Source organism: Synechococcus sp. H55.11, assembly GCF_047462475.1.
Classification (GTDB): Bacteria; Cyanobacteriota; Cyanobacteriia; order Thermostichales; family Thermostichaceae; genus Thermostichus.
In genome coordinates, this window is record NZ_JANSJI010000138.1 from 36,208 (window position 1) to 59,209 (window position 23,002).

The 23,002-nt window shown below is 61.9% G+C and carries 18 protein-coding genes, 1 pseudogene and 1 riboswitch; of the genes and pseudogenes, 11 read left to right on the plus strand and 8 right to left on the minus strand.

Annotated features, from left to right (window positions below; genetic code table 11):
* Positions 1-756, plus strand: a pseudogene (locus NW853_RS05980) (hypothetical protein); the annotation flags it as partial.
* A gap of 27 nt (positions 757-783) precedes the next feature.
* On the opposite strand, the gene NW853_RS05985 reads toward NW853_RS05980, so the two are convergent.
* Positions 784-1,221 carry a hypothetical protein gene (locus NW853_RS05985; protein WP_414332969.1) on the minus strand — a complete coding sequence of 146 codons (438 nt, stop codon included), beginning with the start codon at positions 1,219-1,221 and terminating at the stop codon, positions 784-786.
* A 186-nt stretch (positions 1,222-1,407) separates the two neighbouring features.
* Between NW853_RS05985 and NW853_RS05990 the strand changes: the two genes are divergently transcribed.
* Positions 1,408-1,935 carry an adenine phosphoribosyltransferase gene (locus NW853_RS05990; protein WP_414348319.1) on the plus strand — a complete coding sequence of 176 codons (528 nt, stop codon included), beginning with the start codon at positions 1,408-1,410 and terminating at the stop codon, positions 1,933-1,935.
* Positions 1,936-2,124: 189 nt separating this feature from the next.
* Here NW853_RS05990 and NW853_RS05995 read toward each other — a convergent pair whose 3' ends face one another.
* The 3 genes from NW853_RS05995 to glyA form a co-directional block, all read right to left on the minus strand.
* Positions 2,125-2,694 carry a hypothetical protein gene (locus tag NW853_RS05995; RefSeq protein WP_414348322.1) on the minus strand — a complete coding sequence of 190 codons (570 nt, stop codon included), beginning with the start codon at positions 2,692-2,694 and terminating at the stop codon, positions 2,125-2,127.
* Between the two features lie 61 nt (positions 2,695-2,755).
* Positions 2,756-3,853 (minus strand): glycosyltransferase family 4 protein, encoded by a 1,098-nt coding sequence (locus NW853_RS06000; protein WP_414332963.1) that lies wholly within the window; start codon positions 3,851-3,853, stop codon positions 2,756-2,758.
* Between the two features lie 24 nt (positions 3,854-3,877).
* On the minus strand, positions 3,878-5,203 hold the full coding sequence (gene glyA / locus NW853_RS06005; protein WP_414348324.1) for a serine hydroxymethyltransferase: 1,326 nt from the start codon (positions 5,201-5,203) through the stop codon (positions 3,878-3,880).
* 223 nt (positions 5,204-5,426) lie between these two features.
* On the opposite strand from glyA, the gene psaM reads away from it, so the two are divergent.
* The 3 genes from psaM (at position 5,427) to purL (ending at position 10,402) form a co-directional block, all read left to right on the plus strand.
* Entirely contained in the window at positions 5,427-5,519 is a 93-nt protein-coding gene (gene psaM / locus NW853_RS06010; RefSeq protein WP_414332959.1) for a photosystem I reaction center subunit XII, read from the plus strand.
* 162 nt (positions 5,520-5,681) lie between these two features.
* Positions 5,682-8,105, plus strand: a complete 2,424-nt coding sequence (gene recG / locus NW853_RS06015) for an ATP-dependent DNA helicase RecG (protein ID WP_414333035.1) — start codon at positions 5,682-5,684, stop codon at positions 8,103-8,105.
* Positions 8,106-8,116: 11 nt separating this feature from the next.
* Positions 8,117-10,402, plus strand: coding sequence for a phosphoribosylformylglycinamidine synthase subunit PurL (gene purL / locus NW853_RS06020; RefSeq protein WP_414348327.1), 2,286 nt, complete (start codon positions 8,117-8,119; stop codon positions 10,400-10,402).
* A 112-nt stretch (positions 10,403-10,514) separates the two neighbouring features.
* Here the strand turns inward: purL and trxB are convergent, their stop codons facing one another.
* Entirely contained in the window at positions 10,515-11,948 is a 1,434-nt protein-coding gene (gene trxB / locus NW853_RS06025; RefSeq protein ID WP_414332955.1) for a thioredoxin-disulfide reductase, read from the minus strand.
* 409 nt (positions 11,949-12,357) lie between these two features.
* Here trxB and glnA point away from each other — a divergent pair, with 409 nt between their 5' ends.
* The 4 genes from glnA to NW853_RS06045 all read left to right on the plus strand — a co-directional run bounded on the left by glnA (position 12,358) and on the right by NW853_RS06045 (position 17,668).
* Entirely contained in the window at positions 12,358-13,782 is a 1,425-nt protein-coding gene (gene glnA, locus NW853_RS06030; RefSeq protein WP_414348330.1) for a type I glutamate--ammonia ligase, read from the plus strand.
* A 146-nt stretch (positions 13,783-13,928) separates the two neighbouring features.
* A complete protein-coding gene (locus NW853_RS06035; protein WP_414348333.1) occupies positions 13,929-14,645 on the plus strand; it encodes a hypothetical protein in 717 nt (238 codons plus the stop codon).
* 66 nt (positions 14,646-14,711) lie between these two features.
* Positions 14,712-15,440, plus strand: coding sequence for an SDR family oxidoreductase (locus NW853_RS06040; protein ID WP_414348335.1), 729 nt, complete (start codon positions 14,712-14,714; stop codon positions 15,438-15,440).
* A 170-nt stretch (positions 15,441-15,610) separates the two neighbouring features.
* The gene (locus NW853_RS06045; RefSeq protein ID WP_414348338.1) at positions 15,611-17,668 is read left to right on the plus strand and encodes a cation:proton antiporter; all 2,058 of its coding nucleotides are present in this window, start codon (positions 15,611-15,613) and stop codon (positions 17,666-17,668) included.
* Between the two features lie 219 nt (positions 17,669-17,887).
* Here the strand turns inward: NW853_RS06045 and NW853_RS06050 are convergent, their stop codons facing one another.
* Complete coding sequence (locus NW853_RS06050; protein ID WP_414348340.1) at positions 17,888-18,331, minus strand: DUF4278 domain-containing protein; 444 nt, start codon at positions 18,329-18,331, stop codon at positions 17,888-17,890.
* A 93-nt stretch (positions 18,332-18,424) separates the two neighbouring features.
* A riboswitch (Glutamine riboswitch) is annotated at positions 18,425-18,516 on the minus strand.
* Positions 18,517-18,763: 247 nt separating this feature from the next.
* Here NW853_RS06050 and NW853_RS06055 point away from each other — a divergent pair.
* Positions 18,764-20,644, plus strand: coding sequence for a cation:proton antiporter (locus NW853_RS06055; RefSeq protein WP_414334930.1), 1,881 nt, complete (start codon positions 18,764-18,766; stop codon positions 20,642-20,644).
* A gap of 14 nt (positions 20,645-20,658) precedes the next feature.
* Here the strand turns inward: NW853_RS06055 and NW853_RS06060 are convergent, their stop codons facing one another.
* Entirely contained in the window at positions 20,659-22,023 is a 1,365-nt protein-coding gene (locus NW853_RS06060) for a CRTAC1 family protein (RefSeq protein WP_414338732.1), read from the minus strand.
* 88 nt (positions 22,024-22,111) lie between these two features.
* On the opposite strand from NW853_RS06060, the gene rpsT reads away from it, so the two are divergent.
* On the plus strand, positions 22,112-22,414 hold the full coding sequence (gene rpsT, locus NW853_RS06065) for a 30S ribosomal protein S20 (RefSeq protein WP_414334928.1): 303 nt from the start codon (positions 22,112-22,114) through the stop codon (positions 22,412-22,414).
* A gap of 204 nt (positions 22,415-22,618) precedes the next feature.
* Here the strand turns inward: rpsT and NW853_RS06070 are convergent.
* Positions 22,619-23,002: hypothetical protein (locus NW853_RS06070; RefSeq protein ID WP_414334927.1), on the minus strand; the 384-nt coding region annotated here is incomplete at its 5' end.

Here is a 23,002-nt window from a genome sequence, read left to right on the forward strand (position 1 = left end):
GGGCTGCTCTGGGATCCCAAAGGGGGATTGTGGGTGGCCGACAGCGGCAACCACTGCCTACGCCACATCAGCCCTCAGCGGCAGGTAACCACCTTTGCCGGCACTTGTGTAGCCGGCTACCGCGATGGGGAGCGTGACCAGGCGCAGTTTCGCGAGCCCTTTGGCCTGGCCTTGGGTTCAGATGGTAGCGTTTACGTGGCCGACCGTGCCGACCGCCGCATCCGCCGCATCACCCCTGCAGGTGAGGTGGCCACGGTTGCCGGCACCGGCCAGCCGGGATCCGCCGATGGCCCGGCAGAGCGGGCCCAGCTCCTGCAGCCCACGGCCCTGGCGGTGGACAGGGAAGGGAATCTCTGGATTGCCGATCAGCATCGCCTGCGCCTGTTGTCTGTTGCCGGACAACTGACCACCCAATCGGATCCAGAGGCGGGCTACCGCGATGGCCCCCTGGCGGAATCCCGTTTTCGCTCTCTCGCCGGGCTGGCCTTCGATAGTTCAGGCGTCCTCTGGCTGGCCGACCGAGATAACCAGCGCATTCGGCGGCTTCAGCCTGGGGGACAAGTTTCCACCCTGGCCGGACAGAATGAGCCTGGTTGGCAGGACGGCCCCACCTCGGCGGCCCGCTTCCAGCAGCCTGCCGGCTTGGTGGTCTTACCGGATGGCAGTGTGGTGGTGGTGGACCCTGGCTTGCCGGGCTTGCGTCGCATAAGCCGTGTCGCCTCTGGGCGCGCTACCCCAACTCCTGTAGGCCCTTGACCCGTCGCCGTCTGGGGGATCCCTTACTCACTCAATCACCAGATTTTTCGGGCCGGCGTTCACCTCGGGGCGACCCTGATTGAAGTTAGCCAGGAACGTGTCTGGATCCTTGAGGCTGAAGACCAGCTTTTTGCAGGGTACTTGCAGACCCAGCGGCCCCAGCAGAGGGATGAAGAGGGTCTTTTCCTGCAGCAGCGGGATGGCAACCACCCCCTGGGTGCTGGTTACCGCGCCCACCAGCCCCTGGAAATCGGTACGCACGCCCAGGCCGTAGAACCAGGGCCAAGAGAAGCGCTCCCCTTGTCCCAACTCACTCAGGGAGAAGGTTTCGTTGAACAGGTTGCCCGCCCGGACAATTAACTTGTCCTGCAGCAGATCGACGTAAGCCGACTCACTGCCCACCCCAAACAGAGCCAGCGGCAAACTTGCCAGGGGATTGGAGTCGATGGCCATGTAATAGCGCATGAGAAGTCTCCGAGGTCAGGAACAGAAAGACCAGGTAAGCCGCGGCTCCCAGCCCTGCCAATTATAAAAAATCTTCCCCGCTGCCGAACGGACAAAAAGGGATCCCATCTGCCCTTAAGCTAAGCAGGTATGATGGGTTGCTTGGAGCGCCCTTTCGGCAAGCCACTGGCCAACGAGGAAAACAGGATGGATTTGCGCGCCTTCATCCGCTTGGTGCCCGATTTTCCCAAACCCGGGATCCTCTTTCGCGACATAACCCCCCTGCTGCAGGATCCAGCAGGCTTCCGGGCTGCTATTGAACAATTGGCCGCCGGCACCGCTGCCATGGGATCCCTGGACTATGTGGTGGGCATCGAGTCGCGCGGCTTTATTTTAGGAGCTGCCTTGGCTCAGCATCTGGGTTTGGGATTTGTCCCGGTTCGCAAGCCGGGCAAGTTGCCGCCGCCGGTGCTCAGCCAAATCTACAGCCTGGAATACGGCCAAGACCAGTTGCAACTTCATGCCCACGCCCTGCGCCCCGGCAACCGAGTGGTGATCGTAGATGATGTCATCGCCACCGGGGGCACCGCCGCTGCCACCGCCCAATTGGTGGCCCAGAGCGGGGCTGAGGTGGGGGGGTTTGCCTTCTTGATCGAGCTGGCTTTCTTGTCGGGCCGCAAGCTCCTGCCCCCTGAGATCCCCACCCATGTGGTGATGGTGGACGAATCCAACTGAACTCCCAAACAGAACGAGGAAATTCTTCTGGATCCCTGTGGGCAGGAAGTTGGGCCTGGATGCGCGGTTCTACACCCCTCATCTTGGGCTGCAGATAGCAGGGCGACGGCCTTGCTATGCTTCCCATCTCCCCTCTCCCTTTGGGAGAGGGGCTGGGGATGAGGGCACCAGAGCGCTTTGTAGGCAACCTCACCGCAGGTGTAGCGGCTGGCGGACGCCCACCTCTGGTGCTTTGGCTTTGGGCAGAGGTTGGGTCAGGTGGCTGAGCTGAGCTTGCGCCTGCAGTTGTTCCTCAATCCAGTCGGCCAGCTCCCGCATGTAGAGGGCCACATGAATTGCCTGGTCGCGCCGCAGCGGCTCCACCCCTTTTGCAGCCAGGCGGGCCAAGATAACCGGATCGCTCAGCTCTTCCAGGGCGGCAAAGTCTTCCGGCCGGTCAAACCCCAGCTCTGCCATCTTCTCGAACACATATCCCAGCCGCAGGCCCGTGGTCTCACACTGGGCTTCCCAGGGATCCCTCAGGACAAAGGCAGCAGTGCGGTAGGCCGTTTGGGCAATGGAGCGCCAGGTGCCGCGGTGGATGCGCAGGCTAAGCTGCTGCTGATTCCAGCCCAGGGCTTCCCGCACCAGCAAGCCGCAATTGCAGCGGGTACTATCCCGCCAGCAGTACTCGCGATCCCAAAAGCCCCAGTGCTGGGCCTGTAGGCGATCGGCGGTGCGGCGCAAAAGGGCCGCCAGCTCCGGTGTAGGACGCATCATCAAGGCGGCAGAGGAGATACCTTCCAGTCTAGGCAGGCGGGCGGCTGGGAACAAGCTGGGCTTAATCCTTTTTTGAGTTAATTGGATCTGCTGCTTGAACCTCTGCATCCTCAGAAGACCGTTGCCGCCGACGCTGGCGTTGCCAGGCCCCCCAGCTTACTCCCGCCAACAGCAGCGAGGCGCCGCCCAGGTAGGTGCCCCCTGCCGGCAGGCCGGCCAAGGCCAAGGCCAGGGATCCCCCCCAAAGGGTCATGGCGTAGATCAAGAGCACTGAATGCCGCTGCGACAGGCCGGCTTTGAGCAGGCGATGGTGCAAGTGGCCCTTGTCGGGATGAAAGGGGGACTTGCCCCTGGCCAGCCGCTTGAGGATGACGGCAGACATATCCAGGATTGGCACGGCGAGGATAAAAAACGGCAGGGCCACCGCCAGCGTGGTCACCCCCTTGGCCACCCCAATGACCCCGATCCCGGCCAGGGTAAAGCCCAAAAAGTAGGCTCCCCCATCTCCCATGAAGATCTGAGCCGGGTTGAAGTTGTAGCGCAAAAAGCCCAGGCAGGCCCCTGCCAAGGCTGCCGCCAGCATGGCCGCCGCCGGCCGATCCAGGAGCAGCGTTACCATCAGCATCACCACCGCCGCGATCCCCGACACGCCTGCCGCCAAGCCATCCAGGCCGTCCATGAAGTTGATGGCGTTGGCCATCCCCACCAGCCACAGCAGGGTAATCAGCAGGCTCAGCCACACCGGGAAGGGCCAGATGCCGATCCCCGGTAGATTAATGAACTCGATGCGCACCCCCACTCCCCAGGCGGCGGCAGCCACCCCAAACTGCATCGCCAGGCGGGAAAAGGGCGACAACTGAAACAGATCGTCGGCCAGGCCAATCAAAAAAAACAAAACGCCGCCGATCGTCACCCCCCAGATCTCGTACTCTTGCTCGGTGCGCAGCCCCGCGAACGCCCCTGCTCCCCAGAGCAAGAGCAGCGCCACCAGGTTGCCGAAAAAGATGGAAACTCCCCCCAGGCGCACCATCGGCTGCCGGTGGATCTTACGCTCATCGGGAAAATCCAACTGGCCGCTGCGGATCCCGACCGCCTTCACCATTGGGGTTGCCCACAGAACCACACAGGCAGCAGCGAGAAAGGCAACCAAGTAGGGCATGGCAAGCCGCGGAGAGGACTGCGGTTATCCCAACTGGGGGTAGAGCGGAAAACGGCGGCAGAGCTGGGCCACTCGCCGGCGACAGTCTTCGAGCACAGCCAGATCCCCCGGTTGAAACAGGCAATCGGCAATAATTCCCCCAATTTCCTCAAATTCTGCTGCGCCCAGGCCGCGGGTGGTCAGGGCCGGGGATCCCAGGCGCAGGCCGCTGGCCACAAAGGGCGGCTGCGGGTCAAAGGGGATGGTGTTTTTGTTGGCAGTAATGTGGATCTCTTCCATCAGGCGATCCGCCCGCTTGCCCGTCATCACCGGATCCGCCGCTCCGTTTTTCTCCAGCACTGCCGAGACCGAGCGCAGATCCAGCAACATCAGGTGGTTGTCGGTGCCCCCCGAAACCAGCCGGATGCCCCGTCGTTGCAGCGTTGCTGCCAGTGCCTGAGCATTGGCAATGACCTGGGCGGAGTACTGGGCAAAGCTGGGCTGCAGGGCTTCTCCAAAGGCCACTGCCTTGCCGGCAATGACATGCTCCAAAGGCCCCCCTTGGCTGCCGGGGAACACCGCCTTGTCCAGCTTTTTGCCCAATTCCGGGTCGCGGGTGAGAATCAGCCCCCCGCGCGGCCCCCGCAGCGTCTTGTGGGTGGTGGTGGTTACCACATCGCAGAGGGGCACGGGGTTGGGGTGGTGCCCAGTGGCCACCAGGCCAGCAATGTGGGCAATGTCTGCCATCAGATAGGCCCCCACCTCATCGGCAATGGCGCGGAAGGCAGCAAAATCAATTGTCCGCGGGTAGGCGGAGTAGCCGCAGATAATCAGCTTAGGCCGGTGCTGCAGGGCCAGATCCCGCACCTGGTCAAAATCAATCCGCTCCGTCTGCGGATCCACGCCATAGTGCACCACGCGGAACCACTTGCCGGAGACATTAACTGGCGAGCCGTGGGTGAGGTGGCCGCCGTGGGCCAGATCCATGCCCATGATCGTGTCTCCTGGCTGCAGCAGAGCCAAGAAAACCGCGAAATTGGCCTGGGCACCGGAGTGGGGCTGGACATTGGCGTGGGCCGCCCCAAACAGTTGCTTGGCGCGGTCGATGGCCAGTTGTTCGATCTCGTCGATAAATTCGCAGCCGCCGTAGTAGCGCTTGCCGGGCAGCCCCTCTGCATACTTGTTGGTAAGCACCGAGCCCTGCGCCGCCAGGACGGCCGGCGAGGTGAAGTTCTCGCTGGCAATCATCTCCAGGTGATCCCGCTGGCGGTTGAGTTCTTGCTGGATGAGGCGGTAGACGATGGGATCCGTTTCGGCCAAAATGGCCAGGTTGTCCCGGGGAGTGGTTAGGCTGTGGGGGGCGGCTACCATGGTGACGCCAAGAGCAAACGTTGCAAAGAAAAAAAGGCCAGAATTACCCTGCGGTCGCAACAGCGTTGCGAAGCAACATCGTAACACAGGCCAGGGGATCCCGCAGCGGCTAAGCGCAGAACCAAAGGCCGCTTTGTAAAGAATGTTTTTGGGCCCCAGGTCTGGTCACCAGCCGGGGTAAAGTGAGGGGCAGGTTTACAGCACTGGGTTTTAGGAGTTGGCTATGACCGACGCGCAAGTTTTCACCATCCTGGCCATTGCCCTGGTGCCGGCAGTGATGGCCGTGCTGCTGGGATCCGCCCTGGCCCGCAGCTAGTTTCCATCTGGAAGAATAAGGTTGCTCTGGATCCGGGGGCCTGTCCTATAGAGCAGGCCCTTTTGAGTTGAGGCCCAGGGGCTGCGCCTGGGACGCTTTGCCATTGGCTAAAGTTGGATAAAGGATACTACCGGCAGCCAACCCAGAAGCAACTTGAGCCAGGTGGATCTACAGCGGGTTCAGCGCGCCCTTTCTCTGGAAGCGGAGGTGGGGTTTACCGACCTGCGGGGGCGAGAGCAGACCTTCTCCCAATTTTTGCAGAGCGTGTTTGGCCAGGATCCCCCCGCTGGCTGGATCCTGGATGGGGAAGAGCGACGGCGGTGGAAAGAACTGGGATCCCGCTATCGCCTCTACCCCCAGCTAGAGCTGCCGGAGCGGCAGCACCTGGTGGCGGAAACCCGCCGCTGGCTGGAGCGGCTGCGTCGCCAGCAAGAACAAGCCCACTCTGCTCCACCCAGCCCTGCTTTGCCCCTGCCCAAGGGCCTTAGTTTGGAGCAGCCGCTGCAATTTCTCAAGGGCATTGGCCCCAAGTCGGCGGAGAAACTGGCGCAACTGGGCCTGCACACTGTGCGCGATGCCCTCTACTACTTCCCACGGGATCACCTGGACTATTCCCGCCGCGTGCTCATCCGCCAGGCCAAGGTGGGGGAGACGGTTACCCTGGTGGGGACGGTGAAAAGCTGCAGTTGCTTTACCAGCCCCAAAAACCCCTTGCTGACCATCTTCAACCTCAAGCTTGCCGACAAAAGCGGCGTAGTCACCCTCAGCCGCTTCTACAGCGGGCGGCAATTTGCCCAGCGCAGTTGGCAGGCGGCCCTGGAGCGGCAATACCCCAAGGGGGCAGTGGTGGCGGCCAGCGGTCTGGTGAAAAAGGGCCGCTTGGGCTTGACACTGGAGAACCCCCAACTGGAGGTGCTGGGGGGAGAGGGCGAGGATCTGGAGAGGTTGGGCAAGATCCTACCCGTTTACCCCCTCTCAGAAGGGATCCCCGCCGATCTGGTGCGCAAAGCCATCCAGCTTGCCCTGCCGGCAGCCGCCTTGGTGGAGGATCCCTTGCCGGAGCACCTGAAGCGGCAGTTGCAGCTGTTGGACTTGCCCCTTGCCCTGCAGCAGATCCACTTTCCCAAGACGCAAGAGCTGCTGGCCCAGGCCCGGCGGCGGCTGGTGTTCGACGAGTTTTTCTACCTGCAACTTAGCCTCTTGCAGCGGCGGCAGCGCTACCGCGCCCAGGCCCAGGCTGTCCCCCGCTACCAGCCAGCTAGAGGGGAGCTCTTGGACCGCTTCTACCAAATCCTGCCCTTCCAGCTGACCGCTGCCCAGCAGCGGGCCATCGACGAGATCCTGGCGGATCTGCGGGATCCCTTGCCCATGAACCGCCTGCTGCAGGGGGATGTGGGATCCGGCAAAACTGTGGTGGCGGTGGCGGCTTTGCTGGCGGCCATCCAGTCGGGCTGGCAGACGGCCCTCATGGCTCCCACGGAGGTCTTGGCCGAGCAGCACTACCGCAAGCTGGTGGAGTGGCTCAGCCAACTGCAAGTGCCCGTTGAACTCTTGACCGGCTCCACACCCCCCGCCAAGCGGCGCGAGATCCTGCGGCAGTTGCAGACCGGGGAGCTGCCCCTAGTGGTTGGCACCCATGCCCTCATCCAGCCGGCGGTGCAGTTTCGCAACCTGGGCTTGGTGGTTATCGACGAGCAGCACCGCTTTGGCGTCGAACAGCGGGCTGCCCTGCAACAGAAAGGGGATCACCCCGATGTCCTGACCATGACGGCCACCCCCATCCCCCGCACCCTTACCCTGGCCCTGCACGGGGATCTGGATGTTACCCAAATTGACGAGTTGCCCCCGGGGCGCAAGCCGGTGCACACGGTGGTGGCTCGACCGGGGGATCGCCTGCAGGTGGTGCGGCTGATGGAGCGGGAGATTGCCCAGGGGCGGCAGGCCTACGTGGTGCTGCCTTTGATTGAAGAGTCTGAGAAGCTGGATCTCAAGTCCGCCATTGAAGAGCACCAGCGCCTGCAGGAGAAGGTCTTCCCCCAGTTCCGGGTGGGCCTGCTGCACGGGCGTCTGACCAGCAGCGAGAAGGACGCCGTCATAGAAGCTTTCCGCCGGCGGGAGCTGGATATCTTGGTTTCCACCACGGTGGTCGAGGTGGGGGTGGATGTGCCCAACGCCTCGGTGATGCTGGTGGAGCATGCCGAGCGCTTTGGCCTCTCCCAGCTCCACCAACTGCGGGGGCGGGTGGGGCGGGGATCCGACCAGGCCTACTGCATTTTAATGACGGGATCCCAAAGCGAAGAGGCCCTGCGCCGGCTAAAAGTCCTGGAGCAGTCCCACGATGGCTTTTTCATTGCCGAGATGGATCTGCGCTTCCGCGGCCCTGGGGAGGTGATGGGCACCCGCCAGTCGGGGCTGCCCGATTTTGCTCTGGCCAGCCTCATGGATGACCAAGAGGTGCTGCAGTTGGCCCGCCAGGCAGCAGAGCAGCTCATTGCCCAAGACCCACAGCTGCAGCAGTGGCCCCGCCTGCGTCGCATACTGGAAGAACGCCAGGCCCGCCTTTTGGGGCCCGCCCTGTTGACTTAACCTTGGTGCCTATGCCCCCTACTCCTGAAGAGCTGACGCTCCACGGCCTCTCCCCCCAGGAATATCACCAGATCCAGCAGCAACTGGGCCGGGATCCCAACCCCACCGAGCTGGGCATGTTTGGGGTGATGTGGTCGGAGCACTGCTGCTACAAGAACTCTCGCCCTCTGCTGAAAAACTTTCCCACTACGGGCGAGCGGGTGGTGGTGGGGCCGGGGGAAAATGCCGGCGTCATAGATTTGGGGGATGGGGACTGGCTGGCCTTTAAGATTGAATCCCACAACCATCCTTCAGCGGTTGAGCCCTTCCAGGGAGCGGCCACCGGCGTGGGAGGCATCCTGCGCGATATCTTTACCCTGGGCGCCCGCCCCATTGCCCTGCTCAACTCCCTGCGCTTTGGGCCGCTGACGGATCCCCGCAACCGCCGCCTCATGGCCAGGGTGGTGGAGGGGATCGCCCACTACGGCAACTGCGTGGGGGTGCCCACGGTGGGGGGGGAAGTGGCCGTGGATCCCTGCTACAGTGGCAACCCCCTGGTCAACGTCATGGCTCTGGGGCTGCTGGAGACGCCGGCGGTGGTGAAATCGGCAGCTCGGGGGGTGGGGAATCCGGTCTTGTACGTGGGCGCCCCCACGGGGCGGGACGGGATCCGCGGGGCCAGCTTTGCCAGCGCCGAGCTCAAGGAGGACTCCCAGCAGGATCGGCCGGCGGTGCAGGTGGGGGATCCCTTTCTGGGCAAATGTCTCATCGAGGCTTGCCTGGAGGCCTTTGCCACGGGAGCCGTGGTGGCCGCCCAGGACATGGGAGCGGCCGGGATCACCTGCTCCACGGCGGAGATGGCCGCCAAGGGAGGCGTAGGGATCCGCTTTGATCTCGACCGGGTGCCGGCGCGGGAAAGCGGCATGGCCGCCTGGGAGTACCTGCTTTCGGAGTCCCAGGAGCGGATGCTGCTGGTGGTGCAAAAAGGTCGCGAAGCGGAGGTGATGGAGATCTTCCACCGCTGGGGCCTGCAGGCCAGCGTGGCCGGAGAAGTCATTGCCGAGCCGCTGGTGGAGATCTGGCACCGCGGATCCTGCGTGGTGCAAGTGCCGGCGCGGGCCTTGGCCGAAGAGACCCCCGTCTACGTCCGCCCGCTGTTGCCAGAGCCACCGGAGTACGTCCAGGCAGCGTGGCAGTGGGATCCCGCCACCCTACCCCCCTGCACTCGCGAAGGGATCCACCTCGATCAGGCAACCCTGACGTGGCAAGAGGTGCTGCTGCGGCTTTTGGCCCGCCCCACCCTGGCCAGCAAAGCCTGGATCTATCGCCAATATGACCACCAGGTGCAAAACAACACTGTCCTTTGGCCGGGACAGGGAGATGCAGCGGTTATCCGCATCCGCTCGCAAAAGTTTGGCGTCGGCGAGGTGCCACTCCTGCAGGCTGCCCGCAAGGCCATTGCTGCCACCCTAGATGGCAATGGCCGCTGGGTGTATTTGGATCCCTACGAGGGGGCCAAAGCCGCGGTGGCCGAAGCCGCCCGCAACCTTTCCTGCGTGGGGGCGGAGCCCTTGGCTGTAACCGACAACCTCAACTTCGGCAACCCGGAAAACCCGGTGGTGTACTGGCAGTTGGCCCTGGCCTGTCGGGGGATTGGGGAGGCCTGCCGTGCCCTAGGGACACCGGTAACAGGGGGGAACGTTTCCCTCTACAACGAGAAGGGATCCCAGGCCATCTACCCTACCCCCGTTATCGGCATGGTCGGTCTCCTTCCAGACTTGAAGTTGGTCTGTGGCCAGGGGTGGCAGCAAGAAAGGGATCTCATCTACCTCTTGGGATCCCAGGCTGTTACCAGTCTGGGCGGCAGCGAGTATTTGGCGGCAATCTACAACAAGGTCACGGGTCGGCCTGCCCCCGTGGATCTGGAACTGGAAAAGCGCGTGCAAGCCGCCTGCCGCCACGGCATCCGGCAGGGGTGGGTGCGCTCCGCCCACGACTGTAGCGAGGGAGGACTGGCCGTGGCTCTGGCGGAAGCCTGCCTCAGCGGGGGCCGCGGCGCCAGTGTCTCTCTGGCTCCCGGATCCCTGCGCTGGGATCAGGCCCTGTTTGGCGAGGGATCCAGCCGCATCCTCGTTTCTGTCAATCCAGCCCAGCGCTCTCCTTGGGAAGCCTACTTAGAGTCACAGCTCCCCGGCCAGTGGCAACTGCTGGGACAAGTGGGATCCCCTGCCGATCCCTTGGCCTTGACGACGGCAGAAGGGGATCCCCTGTTGTCGGTCTCTTTGGCCGCCCTGCAGGCCGCCTACCACAACACCTAGCTCCCCTCTCCCTTGGGGAGAGGGGCTGGGGGTGAGGGCGTCCCCAAGGGAGAGGGGCCGGGGGTGAGGGCAGCTCCCTCGGGGAGAGGGGCTGGGGGTGAGGGGGACTACCTCAAGCTGATCTTGCTTCAGACAAATTGGCCTGGATCACCTCTCGGTAGTGGGACTTGGGCTTAACGCCCACCACCTGCGCCACCAGCTCCTTGTTTTTGAAAAACTGCACCGTCGGCGTGCAAGCTACCCCGCCTGCCTCGGCAATCTCCGGATCCTTCTCGATGTCGATCTCCACCACGTGCAGCTTGTCGGCAAACTCTTCGATGACCTTGTTCAAGATTGGCCTGAGGGCATGACAAGGGGCACAGGTGGGAGCGGTGTACTTGACCATCAGCAGGCGATTGCTTTCGTGGTAGAGCCGCCGCAGGGCATAGCTCCCTTCATGGCAGGTCTTGCTGAAATCCAGATCCTCGTGGCCGTTCTCCGCAAAGCTGGCTTCCTCAACCGCAGATTCCTCCGCCAACTCTGCCTCAGGCGGGGCGGCAGCAGAGCTGGGTTTAGGATGGCTCTGGGGCAAGACGTGATACTCCTGAGCCAGGCCGTGTTCCGAGAGCCAGCGCTCCGCTAACATGGCCGCCATACAGCCGGTGCCGGCAGCGGTGATGGCCTGGCGAAACTCGTGATCCTGCACATCCCCGGCGGCAAACACGCCCTCTACACTGGTGGCTACCGATCCTGGGCGGGTGACAATGTAGCCCACTTCATCCAGCTCCAGTTGCCCCGTGAACAAGTCAGTGTTGGGCTTGTGGCCGATGGCGTAGAACAGGCCGCCCACCGCCATCTCCCGGATCTCGCCCGTCTGGTTGTTGCGCACCTTCACCCCGGTCAGGCGCTGGCCGTCGCCCAGGACTTCCACCGCCTCGGTGTGCCAGTGCACCGTAATCTTGGGGTGGTTGAGCACCCGGTCTTGCATGGCCTTGCTGGCCCGCATCTTGCCACTGCGCACCAGCATGTGGATATGGGATCCAAACTTGGTCAGGTAGGTGGCCTCCTCACAGGCGGTATCGCCACCGCCGATCACCACCAACTCCACCCCCTTGAACATGGGCATGGCCCCATCGCAGACGGCGCAGGCGGACATGCCGCGGTTCCAGTAGGTCTCCTCCCCGGGCAGGTGCAGGCGCTTGGCCGTGGCCCCGGTGGCGATGATCAAGCTGTGGGTGCGCACTTCCCGCTCGTCAGAACGGACGACAAAAGGCCGCTGGCTCAGATCCACAAAGGTGACATCCTCGGGGTAGAGCTCCGCCCCCCACCGCTGCGCTTGAGCGCGCATGTTTTTCATCAGTTGGGGGCCGCTGATGCCCTCGGGAAAGCCCGGAAAGTTCTCCACCTCGGTGGTGGTCATCAGTTGCCCACCCGGGATCCCGCCCGCCTGGAAGCCCTCAAACACAACTGGCTTCAGGTTGGCGCGCCCGGCGTAAATGGCCGCCGTAAACCCAGCAGGGCCAGAACCGATAATCACCACATTCTCAATCCGACTTTGCTCTGTCATCCGCTCTCTCTCCTTCTGCAACAGGGATATTACATCAAACTCATAATGACTACGCTTTAGCCTAACACGATTCGGCGAACTGGGCGAGGCTGGGGCTCGTCAGTCCTATTTTCGCTCCCTTGGGGCAGCCGAGGCATTGGCCTATCTAGAACGCAGGTGTGGACTGCTGGCGGGCCTAATCCTGAGCTGGCGGCAAGAGGTCTTGCCCAGGTTGTCTCATCAGTTGGGCAGAAGGCCAGAGCCGGGCCAGTTTTGTATCAGAAGCTACAAAATGCCGGTGTTGGCCTTTCTAGGATGGGTGAGCGCTTTTGGCCCATCCAAGTCGAGGCGCGGGGATCATCCGCTGGGATCCCATTTGTTTCAGCCACAATTTCCCCAGTCTTAACTGCAACCCAATCAGGAGAGAGCGATGGCATCCACGCCCCAAGAAGTGCTTCAGATGATCCAGGACAACAATGTCCAGATGGTGGATCTCAAGTTTGTCGATATCTTCGGCACCTGGCAGCATGTCTCCTTCCACACCTCGATGATTAAGGAAGAAACCTTCACCGAGGGGCTCCCCTTCGATGGATCCAGCATCCGGGGCTGGAAAGCAATCAACGAGTCGGACATGTACATGGTGCCGGATCCCAAGACGGCCTGGATCGATCCCTTTCTCGAGGTGCCCACCCTCAGCATGACTTGCAGCATCGTTGAGCCGCGCACTGGCCAGCCTTACAGCCGCTGTCCCCGCAGCCTTGCTGCCCGTGCCGTCGCCTATCTGCGATCGACAGGCATTGCCGATACCGCCTACTTCGGGCCGGAGGCGGAATTTTTCATTTTTGAGGATATTCGTTTCGACCAAACTCAAAACTCGGCCTACTACTTTGTGGATTCCATTGAAGGTCGCTGGAACTCAGGCCGTGAGGAGAAAGGTGGCAACCTCGGCTACAAGCCTCGCTACAAGGAGGGCTATTTCCCCGTTCCGCCCACCGATGCGCACCAAAATATCCGCACAGAGATGCTGCTGACCATGGGCAAATTGGGGGTGCCCATCGAGAAGCATCACCACGAGGTGGCGACCGGCGGGCAAGGGGAGTTGGGCTATCGCTTCGCCGATCTGGTCACCGCTGCCGACTACATGATGGTCTACAAATATGTGATCCGGAACGTGGCCCGCAAGCACGGCAAGACGGTGACGTTTATGCCCAAGCCCCTGTTTAACGACAACGGCACCGGCATGCACACCCACCAGTCCCTCTGGAAGGATGGTCAGCCCTTGTTCTACAGCGAAGGCACCTACGCCAACCTGAGCGAGACAGCTCTCTACTACATCGGCGGCCTGCTCAAGCATGCTCCGGCGATCTTGGCTTTCACCAACCCCACCACCAACTCCTACAAACGCTTGGTGCCCGGGTTTGAGGCGCCAGTCAACTTGGCCTACTCGCAGGGCAACCGCTCGGCTTCCATTCGCATTCCGGTGACCGGCAACAATCCCAAAGCCAAGCGTCTGGAGTTCCGCTGCCCAGATGCCACCTGCAACCCCTACATCGCCTTCTCGGCCATGTTGATGGCCGGCCTAGACGGGATCAAAAACAAGATCCACCCCGGCGAGCCCCTCGACAAGGATATCTACGATCTGGAGCCGGACGAGCTGGCCAAGATCCCCTCCACACCTGGATCCCTGTTGGACGCTTTGGAGAACCTGCAGAAGGATCATGACTTCCTGCTGGAGGGAGGTGTCTTTAGCGAAGATCTCATCCAGACCTATATCGAGTACAAGATCGACAACGAGATCAACCCCATCAACCTGCGGCCTCACCCCTACGAGTTCGCACTCTATTTTGACGCCTGATCGAGGTTTTCATCCAAAACATTCGTTCTCGAATGAGGTTTTGGAACGGGATCCCTTCTTTTGCCGTGGGGATCCCCTTTTTTTGCGCCTGCCCAGGTATTCTGGGTGTGAGCGCCGAAGTCTAGAGGTTGGAGGGAGGGTTTGCAATGGAATGGCTTATTTTTGTTCTGTTCTCGTTTTTTCTTATCGGCCTTCTGGCGCTTGTTGTCTATCTAGCTGACTATCTAGAGAAGAAGCGTCGGGAAGCTTTGGAGCAGGTGGCCAGGAGCCTGGGCATGTCGTTTTCAGCGGAGCTACCCGAAGGGATCCGCTCCCGCTTGCTTCAGGCAGGCTTTGAACTATTTGAACAAGGCTACGATCGACGTTTCTACAACTCAATGTCCAAGCGGCTAATCGATGGAAGTGAGATCGGTGCCTTTGACTATCAGTACACCTATAAGTACCACAGCGGCAGGGGCAAGAGTCGCAGGATTGTCTGGGGCAAGAGTCGCGGCACTCATCCCCAGTCTGTTTTCTGGGCCTATTGCGAAGATCTGCGGCTACCTCACTTTCGGCTACATCCGAATATTCCCCTGTTTCACGACATCGCCAAAGCCTTTGGCATGCAAGATATCAACTTCGAGAGCCACCCTCGGTTTTCCCGCAAATACCTCTTGCGCGGAGAAGATGAGGCCAAGGTTCGCCTGCGCTTCGATCCTAGTTTTCTTAGCTTTTTGGAGCAACATGCTCCTTGTTGTGCCGAGGGATCCGGGCCGCAGCTTATCGTTTGGCGGGATGACCAACAGGTGAGTCCAGAAAAAATGGCAGACCGGCTGCGCTTCGGGGAAGAATGGGTGCAAAGACTGCGGCTGCGTCGCGTTTAGCCCTCCGGATCCTCCCTCAAGGCCACTCCCTGGGTATGATGAGAGAAAGAGTTTAAAAAACGTAACGTGTCTTCCTCATTGTCCCAGGCGGTTGTTCTTGTTACAGGGGCCACAGGGGGTATTGGCAGCGCCCTTGTGCCTCTGTTGGCCCAGGCCGGAGCCCATCTGGTGCTGGCGGCGCGGCGAGAGGATCCCCTTTCCACCTTGGCGGAGAAAGCGGTGTCCCTGGGGGCTGCCTCCGGGCTGGGGATCCCTGCCGATGTGACGGACTACAGCCAGGTCGAGGCCCTTGTCAACCAAACCCTACAAAGGCACGGGCGGATCGACGTGTTGATCAACCTGGCGGGGGCTGGGATCCTCAAGCCTGCCCCGCAAATTACCCCTGCCGACCTGGAGCAGATGCTGGCGGTCAACCTCAAGGGCAGCTTCTACACCAGCCAACTGGCGGCCAACGCCATGCGGGAGCAAAAATCCGGCCACATCCTCAACTTCCCCGGCATTCTTGGGCGTCACCCTATGGCTATGGCTGCAGCTTACTGTGCCGCCAAATTTGGCGTGGTCGGCTTTAGCAAGTGCATGGCCGATGAGCTGAAGCGCTTTGGGGTGCGCTTTACCCTGTTTTACTTTGGCGGCATTGACTCACCCTTCTGGGATCCCATCAGCCTCAAGGTGCAGCGGGACAAAATGCTCAGCCCTGCCACGGCTGCCGAGGCCATTCGCTTTATCCTCACGCTGCCCGCCAATGCCGTGCCCAACGAGGTGGTGTTGCAGCCGGAAAGCCACCAGTTTCTCTAAGGCTCGCCCAGTTCTGGGAATGGGGGGGATCCCAAGCTGCTGAAGTCGGGATCGCCAGCAGGGACTTTCCCAGCCTGGAAAGGGAGGGTTGAGGCGGGCGAGGTCTCCCCGTGGCTAGTTGGGAGGATTGCTTCCATAATTAGGGAGACGTCCAGCCAGGGGCCTGGCCGATGGAGGCCATACGCTCACTTTTGCAAGAGGAGCCTATCCTCTCGTTTGCTCTACTGCTGGGGGTGATCCTGGTGGTGCCGCTGCTCTTTGAGCGGCTGCGCCTGCCGGGGCTGGTGGGCCTTTTGGCGGCGGGGATCGCCCTGGGGCCGCAGGGGCTGAACCTGCTGAGCTCAAAGCTGCCGACGGTGCAGTTGCTCTCGGATATCGGCGTGGTCTACCTGCTGTTTGTGGCCGGGCTGGAGATCGACCTGGAGCAATTTCGGCAGACCCGCAACCGCTCCGCCACCTTTGGCGTGTTGACCTTTGCCATCCCTCTAACCGTGGGCACTGCCATTGGGCGGCTATTTGGCTTCGGCTGGAACGCCGCCATCCTGCTGGGATCCCTGTTTGCCTCCCACACTCCCCTGGGCTACCCCATTGTCAGCCGCTATGGCCTGGTGAAAAACGAGGTGGTGCTGGTCACCATCGGCGGCACCATCTTCACCGACATTGCCGCGCTGCTGGTCTTGGCGGTCTGCGTCGGCATCCACGGCGGCGAGTTTTCCCTCTGGAGCTTGGTGCGGCTGCTGGGATCCCTGCTGCTCTATGCGGCTGCGGTGCTGTTTGGGGTGGACTGGCTGGGGCAGCGGTTTTTTCGTGTAACCGGCAGCGAAGAGGGCAACCAATTTTTGTTTGTGCTGCTGGCTCTGTTTGTGGCGGCTCTGGGGGCGCAATGGATTGGGGTAGAGAAGATCATCGGCGCCTTTCTGGCGGGGCTAGCCGTGAACGATGTGCTGCGGGAGGGCTCTGTCAAAGAAAAGATCGTCTTTGTCGGCAGCATCTTGTTCATCCCCGTCTTCTTTGTGGATATAGGGCTGTTGCTCGACCTGCGCGCCTTTCTACAAACCCTCAGCTCCCTTTGGCTGATGTTGAGTATCCTGCTGGGGTTGACCCTGAGCAAATACGCTGCCGCCCAACTCTGTCAGTGGCTCTACCACTACACCCCGGCGCAAAAGTTGATGATGTGGTCGCTTTCCTTACCCCAGGTGGCGGCCACCTTGGCGGCAACCCTGGTGGGGTACCGCGTGGGGTTGCTCAATGCAGAGGTGCTCAACAGCGTGGTGGTGTTGATGTTGGTTACGGCCACCCTGGGCCCAATTTTGACCAGTCGGGCGGCCACGCAAATGGCTATGGAGGAGGAACAGGGTCGGCTTCCATCTGCCGCAGGGGTCGCTCCCGCCTCTGCAGCGCCGCCTTCCCCGCCCTACGTGGTCGTGGTGCCGCTGGCCAATCCCGAAACCGAGGAAAACCTGCTGGAGATGGCCTGCCTCCTGGCCAAGCACGAGGGCGGGCGGGTGGTTCCCCTCGCAGTGGCGACCGGCCACCTGCACATGGACTCTCCCTTGCTGCAGGACTCTCTAGAACACGGCGAGGATCTGCTGCGGCGGGCAGTGGAGTTTTGTCAGGCCTCGGGAGTAGAAGTTACCCCCCTCAGCCGCATCGACAGTCACGTTGCCCAAGGGATCAACCACGCCAGCCGTGAGCAGAACGCCAGCCTCATCGTCATGGGCTGGAGCGATCCCACCCGCTTGCGGGCCCGCCTCTTCGGCAGTGTCATCAATAGCGTCCTCTGGGCCGCCCATTGCCCGGTTGCCGTGGCGCGCCTGCTCCAGCCCTCTCACAAGCTGCGGCGGATCCTGGTGGCGCTGGAAAACTTTCGCTCGCAGGCGGCTCGGGCAGTGCGCTTAGCCGAGATCTTGGCTGCCGCCAACCAGGGAGAGGTTACCTTGCTCCACATCTGCCTCGCCAGCACCCCCGAAAGCGATCGCCAGTGGCTGGAGGCGCAGCTTTTGTCCCTGGCCCAACAGCCGGACTTGAGCTGCCCTGTCCAGGTAAAGGTCTTGGCCAGCGACGATGTCGTCGAAGCCCTCTTGCAGGAGGCCCAAGGGTTTGACCTGGTGGTGTTGCCCTCTTTTCGGCGGCGCAACCCCAGCGGGAGCCTATCCTTCAGCGACACGACCACCCGCATCCTGGAACGCCTCACCAGCTCTTTGATCATGGTCGGGGAGCCCCTCTAAACGACAGCGGGGGTCGGATCCCCCCACCCCCTCCGGCGGGCCTAGCAGCCATCCCACCCACCACGAGCCGCTCGACCCAAGGGTGGCTGCCCCCTGCAGCCTACTGGGATCCCTGTTTCCACACTCCCCTGGGCTACCCCATCGTCAACAGCACCCAAAAAAAAGGCTCCCGGCCGGGATCCTTAGGCTTGTGCCAGAGCATCAACAGCTACAAGTGAGTCAGCTCATGCTGACTCGGCTGCGGTCATAGGTGAGACGGAAGGTGGGATGCACCTTTCCTTGGATGCGGTTCCAGAAGTTGCGCACATTGACGTGCAGCCCAACCTGCTCCGTGCCGCGCACCAACATGGCTTGCTGCCGAATCCGAATCGCGCGTTGATGACCCATCATCAGGCGGCGAGCCAACTCGTCCAGAATATGGGAACGGCCCGCCTCCGGAGCAGCTGCCATCACCGGAGCGGCTGGAGCCGGCGCTGCCGCAGCCTCGGTACGATAGGCCACGCCTCGATAGAGCAGGTTCAGGTTAGTGGGCAAAACCACCGGCTTGCTCAGGTGGCGGAACCGCCAGTCCAGCCCCCGGTACCGACCTCCCACTTTGCCAGGAGAAACTGCCGCTGTGGCAGAAGGGCGGGTGTAATCAACGCCACGGTAAGAGAGTTCCATGATTTTCGCCTCCAAATGTAATGGTCTGTATCCACTTCACTTCCTGAGTTGAGAAGTGACCTGGGATGTCCCCTGGACAGTCACAAGGTTTGAGGCGCGTTCCTTCGGGATAATTCCCTACTTCCGTCCTCTGGCCGCCATCTCGCCCCACGATGAGCCAAACGGCAGGCGAAAGGATGAACGATTTCTGTCTACATTCTGTATTATAAGCTACGGTTTTGGGGTGTTGTCAGCAACTTTTAACAAAAATTTCTCCTGATTCCCCCTCTAGCTATCCAACAACCCAGGCTGAATGACGCGGCATCCCCTTTGGGAGCCGGTTTGCAGCGCTTTGGGTTGGGCCCAGTCTGTCCGCAAGGCCGAAGAAAGCAGTATCGTGGAAGAATCCTCAGGATCGGCTACAAAAGTTCATACTCCTGGTGGGGTGTCTCGGTGCAGGAAGACTTTCGCCTGATTTTGGACATTGTGACGGTGTTGGCGGCAGCGGCGGCGGGCGGATTTTTGGCCTCCCTGTTGAGGCAGCCGGTGTTACTGGGGTATTTGCTGGCCGGGATCCTGGTGGGGCCGGCGGGGCTGGGGTGGATCAAGGAGTTGGTGCAGGTGGAAACCCTGGCCCAGTTTGGGGTGACCTTTTTGCTATTTACTTTGGGGGTGGAGTTTTCCCTCAAAGAATTGCGCCAGGTGCGGGGGATCGCCATTGGCGGCGGTGCCTTGCAGATCGGCCTGACCATCGCGATCACAGCGGTGCTGGCGGTGGCCAGCGGCTGGCTGACGCCGGTGCAGGGGATCTTCCTGGGGGCGGTGCTCTCTCTGTCTTCCACGGCGGTGGTGCTCAAAAGCCTCATCGAGACCAACCAGATGGGCACGCCCCAAGCTCAGGCCATGCTGGGGATCTTGATTGTGCAGGATCTGGCGGTAGGGCTGATGCTGGCGGTGTTGCCGGCTTTGGATTGTCCTTTGCCGGAGCTGGCGGGATCCCTGGCCAAGGCGCTGGCAGAAATCGGCCTGGTGGGGCTGGGGGCGGTGGTGGGCGGGATGTGGCTGGTGCCCGCTTTCCTGCGGCTTTTGGCGCAGCAGGAGAGCAAAGAAGTGTTTTTGCTGGGGGTGATCAGCCTCTGTGTGGGGATTGCCCTGTTGACGGAGCGGCTGGGCATTTCCAGTGAGATCGGGGCTTTTATCGCCGGGCTGATGATCTCAGAAGTGGAATACGCCGACCAGACCCTGGCTTACGTAGAGCCCTTGCGGGATGTGTTTGCCGCCCTCTTTTTTGCTGCCATTGGCATGCTCATCGATCCCAGCTTTATCGCCGCCCACCTGCCCTTGATCCTAGGGTTAGTGGGGCTGGTGATGGTGGGCAAGTTTTGCCTGGTGGCCCCTTTGGCCGGTCTGTTCGGCTACCCGCTCCCCTCAGCGGTGTTGGTGGGGCTGGGCCTCTCGCAGATCGGCGAGTTCTCCTTTGTCTTGGCCAGCGAAGGGCAGGCGCTGGGGCTGGTGTCGCGGCAACTCTATTTGCTCATCGTCAGCACCACCGCTGTTACCCTGCTCGTCACTCCCTTTCTGCTCAGGGGCGCGCCGCGACTGCTGGCAAACTTACAAGGGATCCCCTTCTGGGCCCGTTGGCTGGAAGGGAGCGAGCAGCCCCGCGCTCTGGCTCCCGACGCTCCCCAAGAGGGGCACGTGGTGGTGTGCGGCTATGGACAGGTGGGGCAAGACATCGTGCGCATCCTGGAAGCCCGTCGCCATCCCCTTTTGGTGATTGACCAGTCGGAACGGGTGATCCAACAGTTGCGCTCGCGCGGGATCCCCTATCTCTACGGCAATGCCGCCAGCGCCCCGGTGCTGGAGAAAGCTTGTCTGTCCCAAGCTCGCGCCCTGGTGATCGCCCTGCCGGATCGCCTGAGCATGCGCCTTTGCCTGAAACGGGCGCTGGAACTGGCGCCCCACCTGGATGTGGTGGTGCGGGCCACCCATGAAGAGGACATTGAGCAGCTCTATCAGTTGGGAGCCCGAGAAGTCGTCCACCCGGAATTTGAGGCCAGCCTGGGGTTGTGCAGCCATGTGCTGCTGAAGCTGGGCGAGCCCCTGGAGGTCATCCAGCAGGAGATCCTAGCCATCCGCAGCAGCCACTACCGCGATTTGCGACCTCTCCACCCCAGTTGCCTGATCCCCACGCCTGTCAGTTGGCTGACACCCCCTTCTCCCCCCCTCTCCGCTCCTGCCAACGGCAGCTCACCTGAGGTGCTGGCCTGGTGGGAACACTGGCAGCGCCCCGTGCAGCCGGAATGGGCAGGGATCTCAGGCTCCGCTGAGTAGATCTCTCAGGGGAGCTAGCCAGGATAGGGGATCCGCAGGAGCTGGTTGACCGGCGGGCGAGCCACCTGCAACTGTTTTCCGTCCGGCCACTGGATCTGGATTTCCTTGACCAGCGTTTCGGATCCCAGGCCAAAGTGGGCCACCGGCTCCATCTGACAGAGGTAGCCGCTGCCGGCATCGATGGGATAGATCTGGGTGCGGGTAGAGGTGATCAGCCGCACCAGGGCGCCGCGGGCCGGGGATCCTTGGCGGGTGAGGGGCAAGACCCTTAGCCAGTTGTTGCCATTAGCCAGGGGGCGGTAGAAGCTCAGGGGCTGGGCGCCCGACTCGCCGTGGGCAATGAGCAGCTCCAGGCGACCGTCCCCATCCACATCGGCGACTGCCGCTCCCGTCCCCAATCCCTGCGGCTCGGCAGCCTCTCCAATGTCAATGGCCTGCCAGCGGCCGGAGCGCCAGCCAAACAGGCGGTTGGGCTCGCCGATGTTGTTAAAAAACAGCTCCGGGTAGCCGTCGTTGTCGAAGTCGGCAGCAATGACTGTGCGAATGCGGGAGGGTCTGGCCAGATCTGGGGGGGCCACGTTCTTGAAGATGCCGCCGGGGGTTTGGATCCAGAGGCGATGCGGCCCTTCCCAGTTGCCGTAGACCAAGTCCAGCCGCCCGTCCCCATCCAGATCCACCGCTGCCACCCCCCGCCCATGCTCGCCGGGATCCGCCAGCCCCACCTCGGCGGCAATCTCCTCGAAGGTGCCATCCCCGCGGTTGCGAAACAAAAAGTTGGGCCCCTGCTCGTTGACGGCAAACATGTCCATCCGCTGCGAGACCAAGGGCAGGGCCACCAGCCCCCGCCCGCCCGTTACCCGGTTCACCCCCGCCTCCGGTGCCACATCGGCAATCATCTGGTTGGAGCCCAGCTCGTAAAGGCGCATGGGGCCGCCGTAGTTGGCCACGAAAAACCCGTACCGCCCCTGGCCAAAGCGATCCACGCAGGCCACCGAGCGACCGGCCGTCAAGTTGAGGGCATCTTGGTTGTGGGGTAGAGAGAACAGATCCACCCAACGGGATCCCTGCCAGTCGAAGAGGCGATCCCCAAAGCGCTTGCGCCCGCCGAAGGTATCGGTATTCAAAACATAGAGTTCTTCTTGCCCGTCGCCGTCGAAGTCGCCGGCAGCCACCCCAATGGCCATGCGCCCTGCATCGGCCAGAGTATCGTCCACCAGATCCACCAGCGCCTGGCCGTTCCACTTCAAAACCCGATTCGGGCCGCGGAAGCCGCACACAAACAGCTCAAAAGCCCCGTCCCGATCCACATCGCAAACGGCAACCCCATAGAAAAGGGCAGGCGGGTTGAACAAGAGGAGGGAGCTGCAATCTCGAAACATGGGGATCCCGTCGTAGGAGAGGCAGGAACTGGTGGAGCTCCAAACTCTAATGGTATGCTAGATCTCCGCCGTAGCTTCCCTCTCGACCATGCCACGCATTAAATCTGCCATCAAGCGCGTCAAGATTGCCGAGCGAAATCGGCTACGCAACAAAGCTACCAAAGCCATGGTGCGCGCGCTGATGAAAAAAGTGATCTCTCTCTCCTCTACTTACGCCGCCAACCCCCAACCGGAAACCCTGCAGGAGATTCAAGCGGCGATGAGCGCTGCCTTTAGCCGCATCGACAAAGCGGCCAAAACAGGGGTTCTCCACAAAAACACAGCCGCCCGTCGGAAGGCTCGTCTATCTCGGATTGTGCAACGATCCCTAGCCGCCACAAGTGCCTCCTAAGACAGGGTCTTGGACAGGCGGAGCCCAAAGGGCTCTACTGCTGCCCCGGAAGCAAGCTTAAGCATTTGCCTACCAGGCTACTCTGCTGTGTGTTGCAACCTTCTCCAAACCGGCGCTGACAGCCGTTGACCTCAGCCAAGGAGCAACAGCAGCCATGGCAAGACGGGACATCTGGTCAGGGATCCCAGTTCTCGGCCAGGCCAACTAGCGGGAATCCAAGGTGCGCACCAGCCAGCGCCGCAGCGGATGCCAGGCGGGCAAAGACAAAATCCAGCGGGACTGGCGCTCCAACATCAGGCGCTCCATGGGATAGAGGCCAAACAGCTCGTAGCGGCTTTGGGCGATCAAGATCCCCAGCGTGAAGCTGACGCACAGCAAAAGGCCGAAGGTAGGCCAGCCGGGCCGGTAAAACAGGGCATAGCGCAGGCCCGTCCAGGTGAAGTGGTTCCACAGGCGGATGAGATCTGCCCGCAGCGCCCAAAGGCTGGGGATCCCGACCAGCAGCCACAGCAGGCCCAGAAAGATAAAGCTGCCGCCATGGTAGAGGCGCAGCAGACGCCTGGCCGCCGGAGAGAGGGATCCCAGGCC

What these genes read in the sequence shown, in the direction of transcription:
- NW853_RS05985 (WP_414332969.1), bottom strand. Translation starts at nt 1,221, where the DNA reads ATGCGCTATTACATGGCCATCGACTCCAATCCCCTGGCAAGTTTGCCG.
- NW853_RS05990 (WP_414348319.1), top strand. Translation starts at nt 1,408, where the DNA reads ATGGATTTGCGCGCCTTCATCCGCTTGGTGCCCGATTTTCCCAAACCC.
- NW853_RS05995 (WP_414348322.1), bottom strand. Translation starts at nt 2,694, where the DNA reads ATGATGCGTCCTACACCGGAGCTGGCGGCCCTTTTGCGCCGCACCGCC.
- NW853_RS06000 (WP_414332963.1), bottom strand. Translation starts at nt 3,853, where the DNA reads ATGCCCTACTTGGTTGCCTTTCTCGCTGCTGCCTGTGTGGTTCTGTGG.
- glyA (WP_414348324.1), bottom strand. Translation starts at nt 5,203, where the DNA reads ATGGTAGCCGCCCCCCACAGCCTAACCACTCCCCGGGACAACCTGGCC.
- psaM (WP_414332959.1), top strand. Translation starts at nt 5,427, where the DNA reads ATGACCGACGCGCAAGTTTTCACCATCCTGGCCATTGCCCTGGTGCCG.
- purL (WP_414348327.1), top strand. Translation starts at nt 8,117, where the DNA reads ATGCCCCCTACTCCTGAAGAGCTGACGCTCCACGGCCTCTCCCCCCAG.
- trxB (WP_414332955.1), bottom strand. Translation starts at nt 11,948, where the DNA reads ATGACAGAGCAAAGTCGGATTGAGAATGTGGTGATTATCGGTTCTGGC.
- glnA (WP_414348330.1), top strand. Translation starts at nt 12,358, where the DNA reads ATGGCATCCACGCCCCAAGAAGTGCTTCAGATGATCCAGGACAACAAT.
- NW853_RS06035 (WP_414348333.1), top strand. Translation starts at nt 13,929, where the DNA reads ATGGAATGGCTTATTTTTGTTCTGTTCTCGTTTTTTCTTATCGGCCTT.
- NW853_RS06045 (WP_414348338.1), top strand. Translation starts at nt 15,611, where the DNA reads ATGGAGGCCATACGCTCACTTTTGCAAGAGGAGCCTATCCTCTCGTTT.
- NW853_RS06050 (WP_414348340.1), bottom strand. Translation starts at nt 18,331, where the DNA reads ATGGAACTCTCTTACCGTGGCGTTGATTACACCCGCCCTTCTGCCACA.
- NW853_RS06060 (WP_414338732.1), bottom strand. Translation starts at nt 22,023, where the DNA reads ATGTTTCGAGATTGCAGCTCCCTCCTCTTGTTCAACCCGCCTGCCCTT.
- rpsT (WP_414334928.1), top strand. Translation starts at nt 22,112, where the DNA reads ATGCCACGCATTAAATCTGCCATCAAGCGCGTCAAGATTGCCGAGCGA.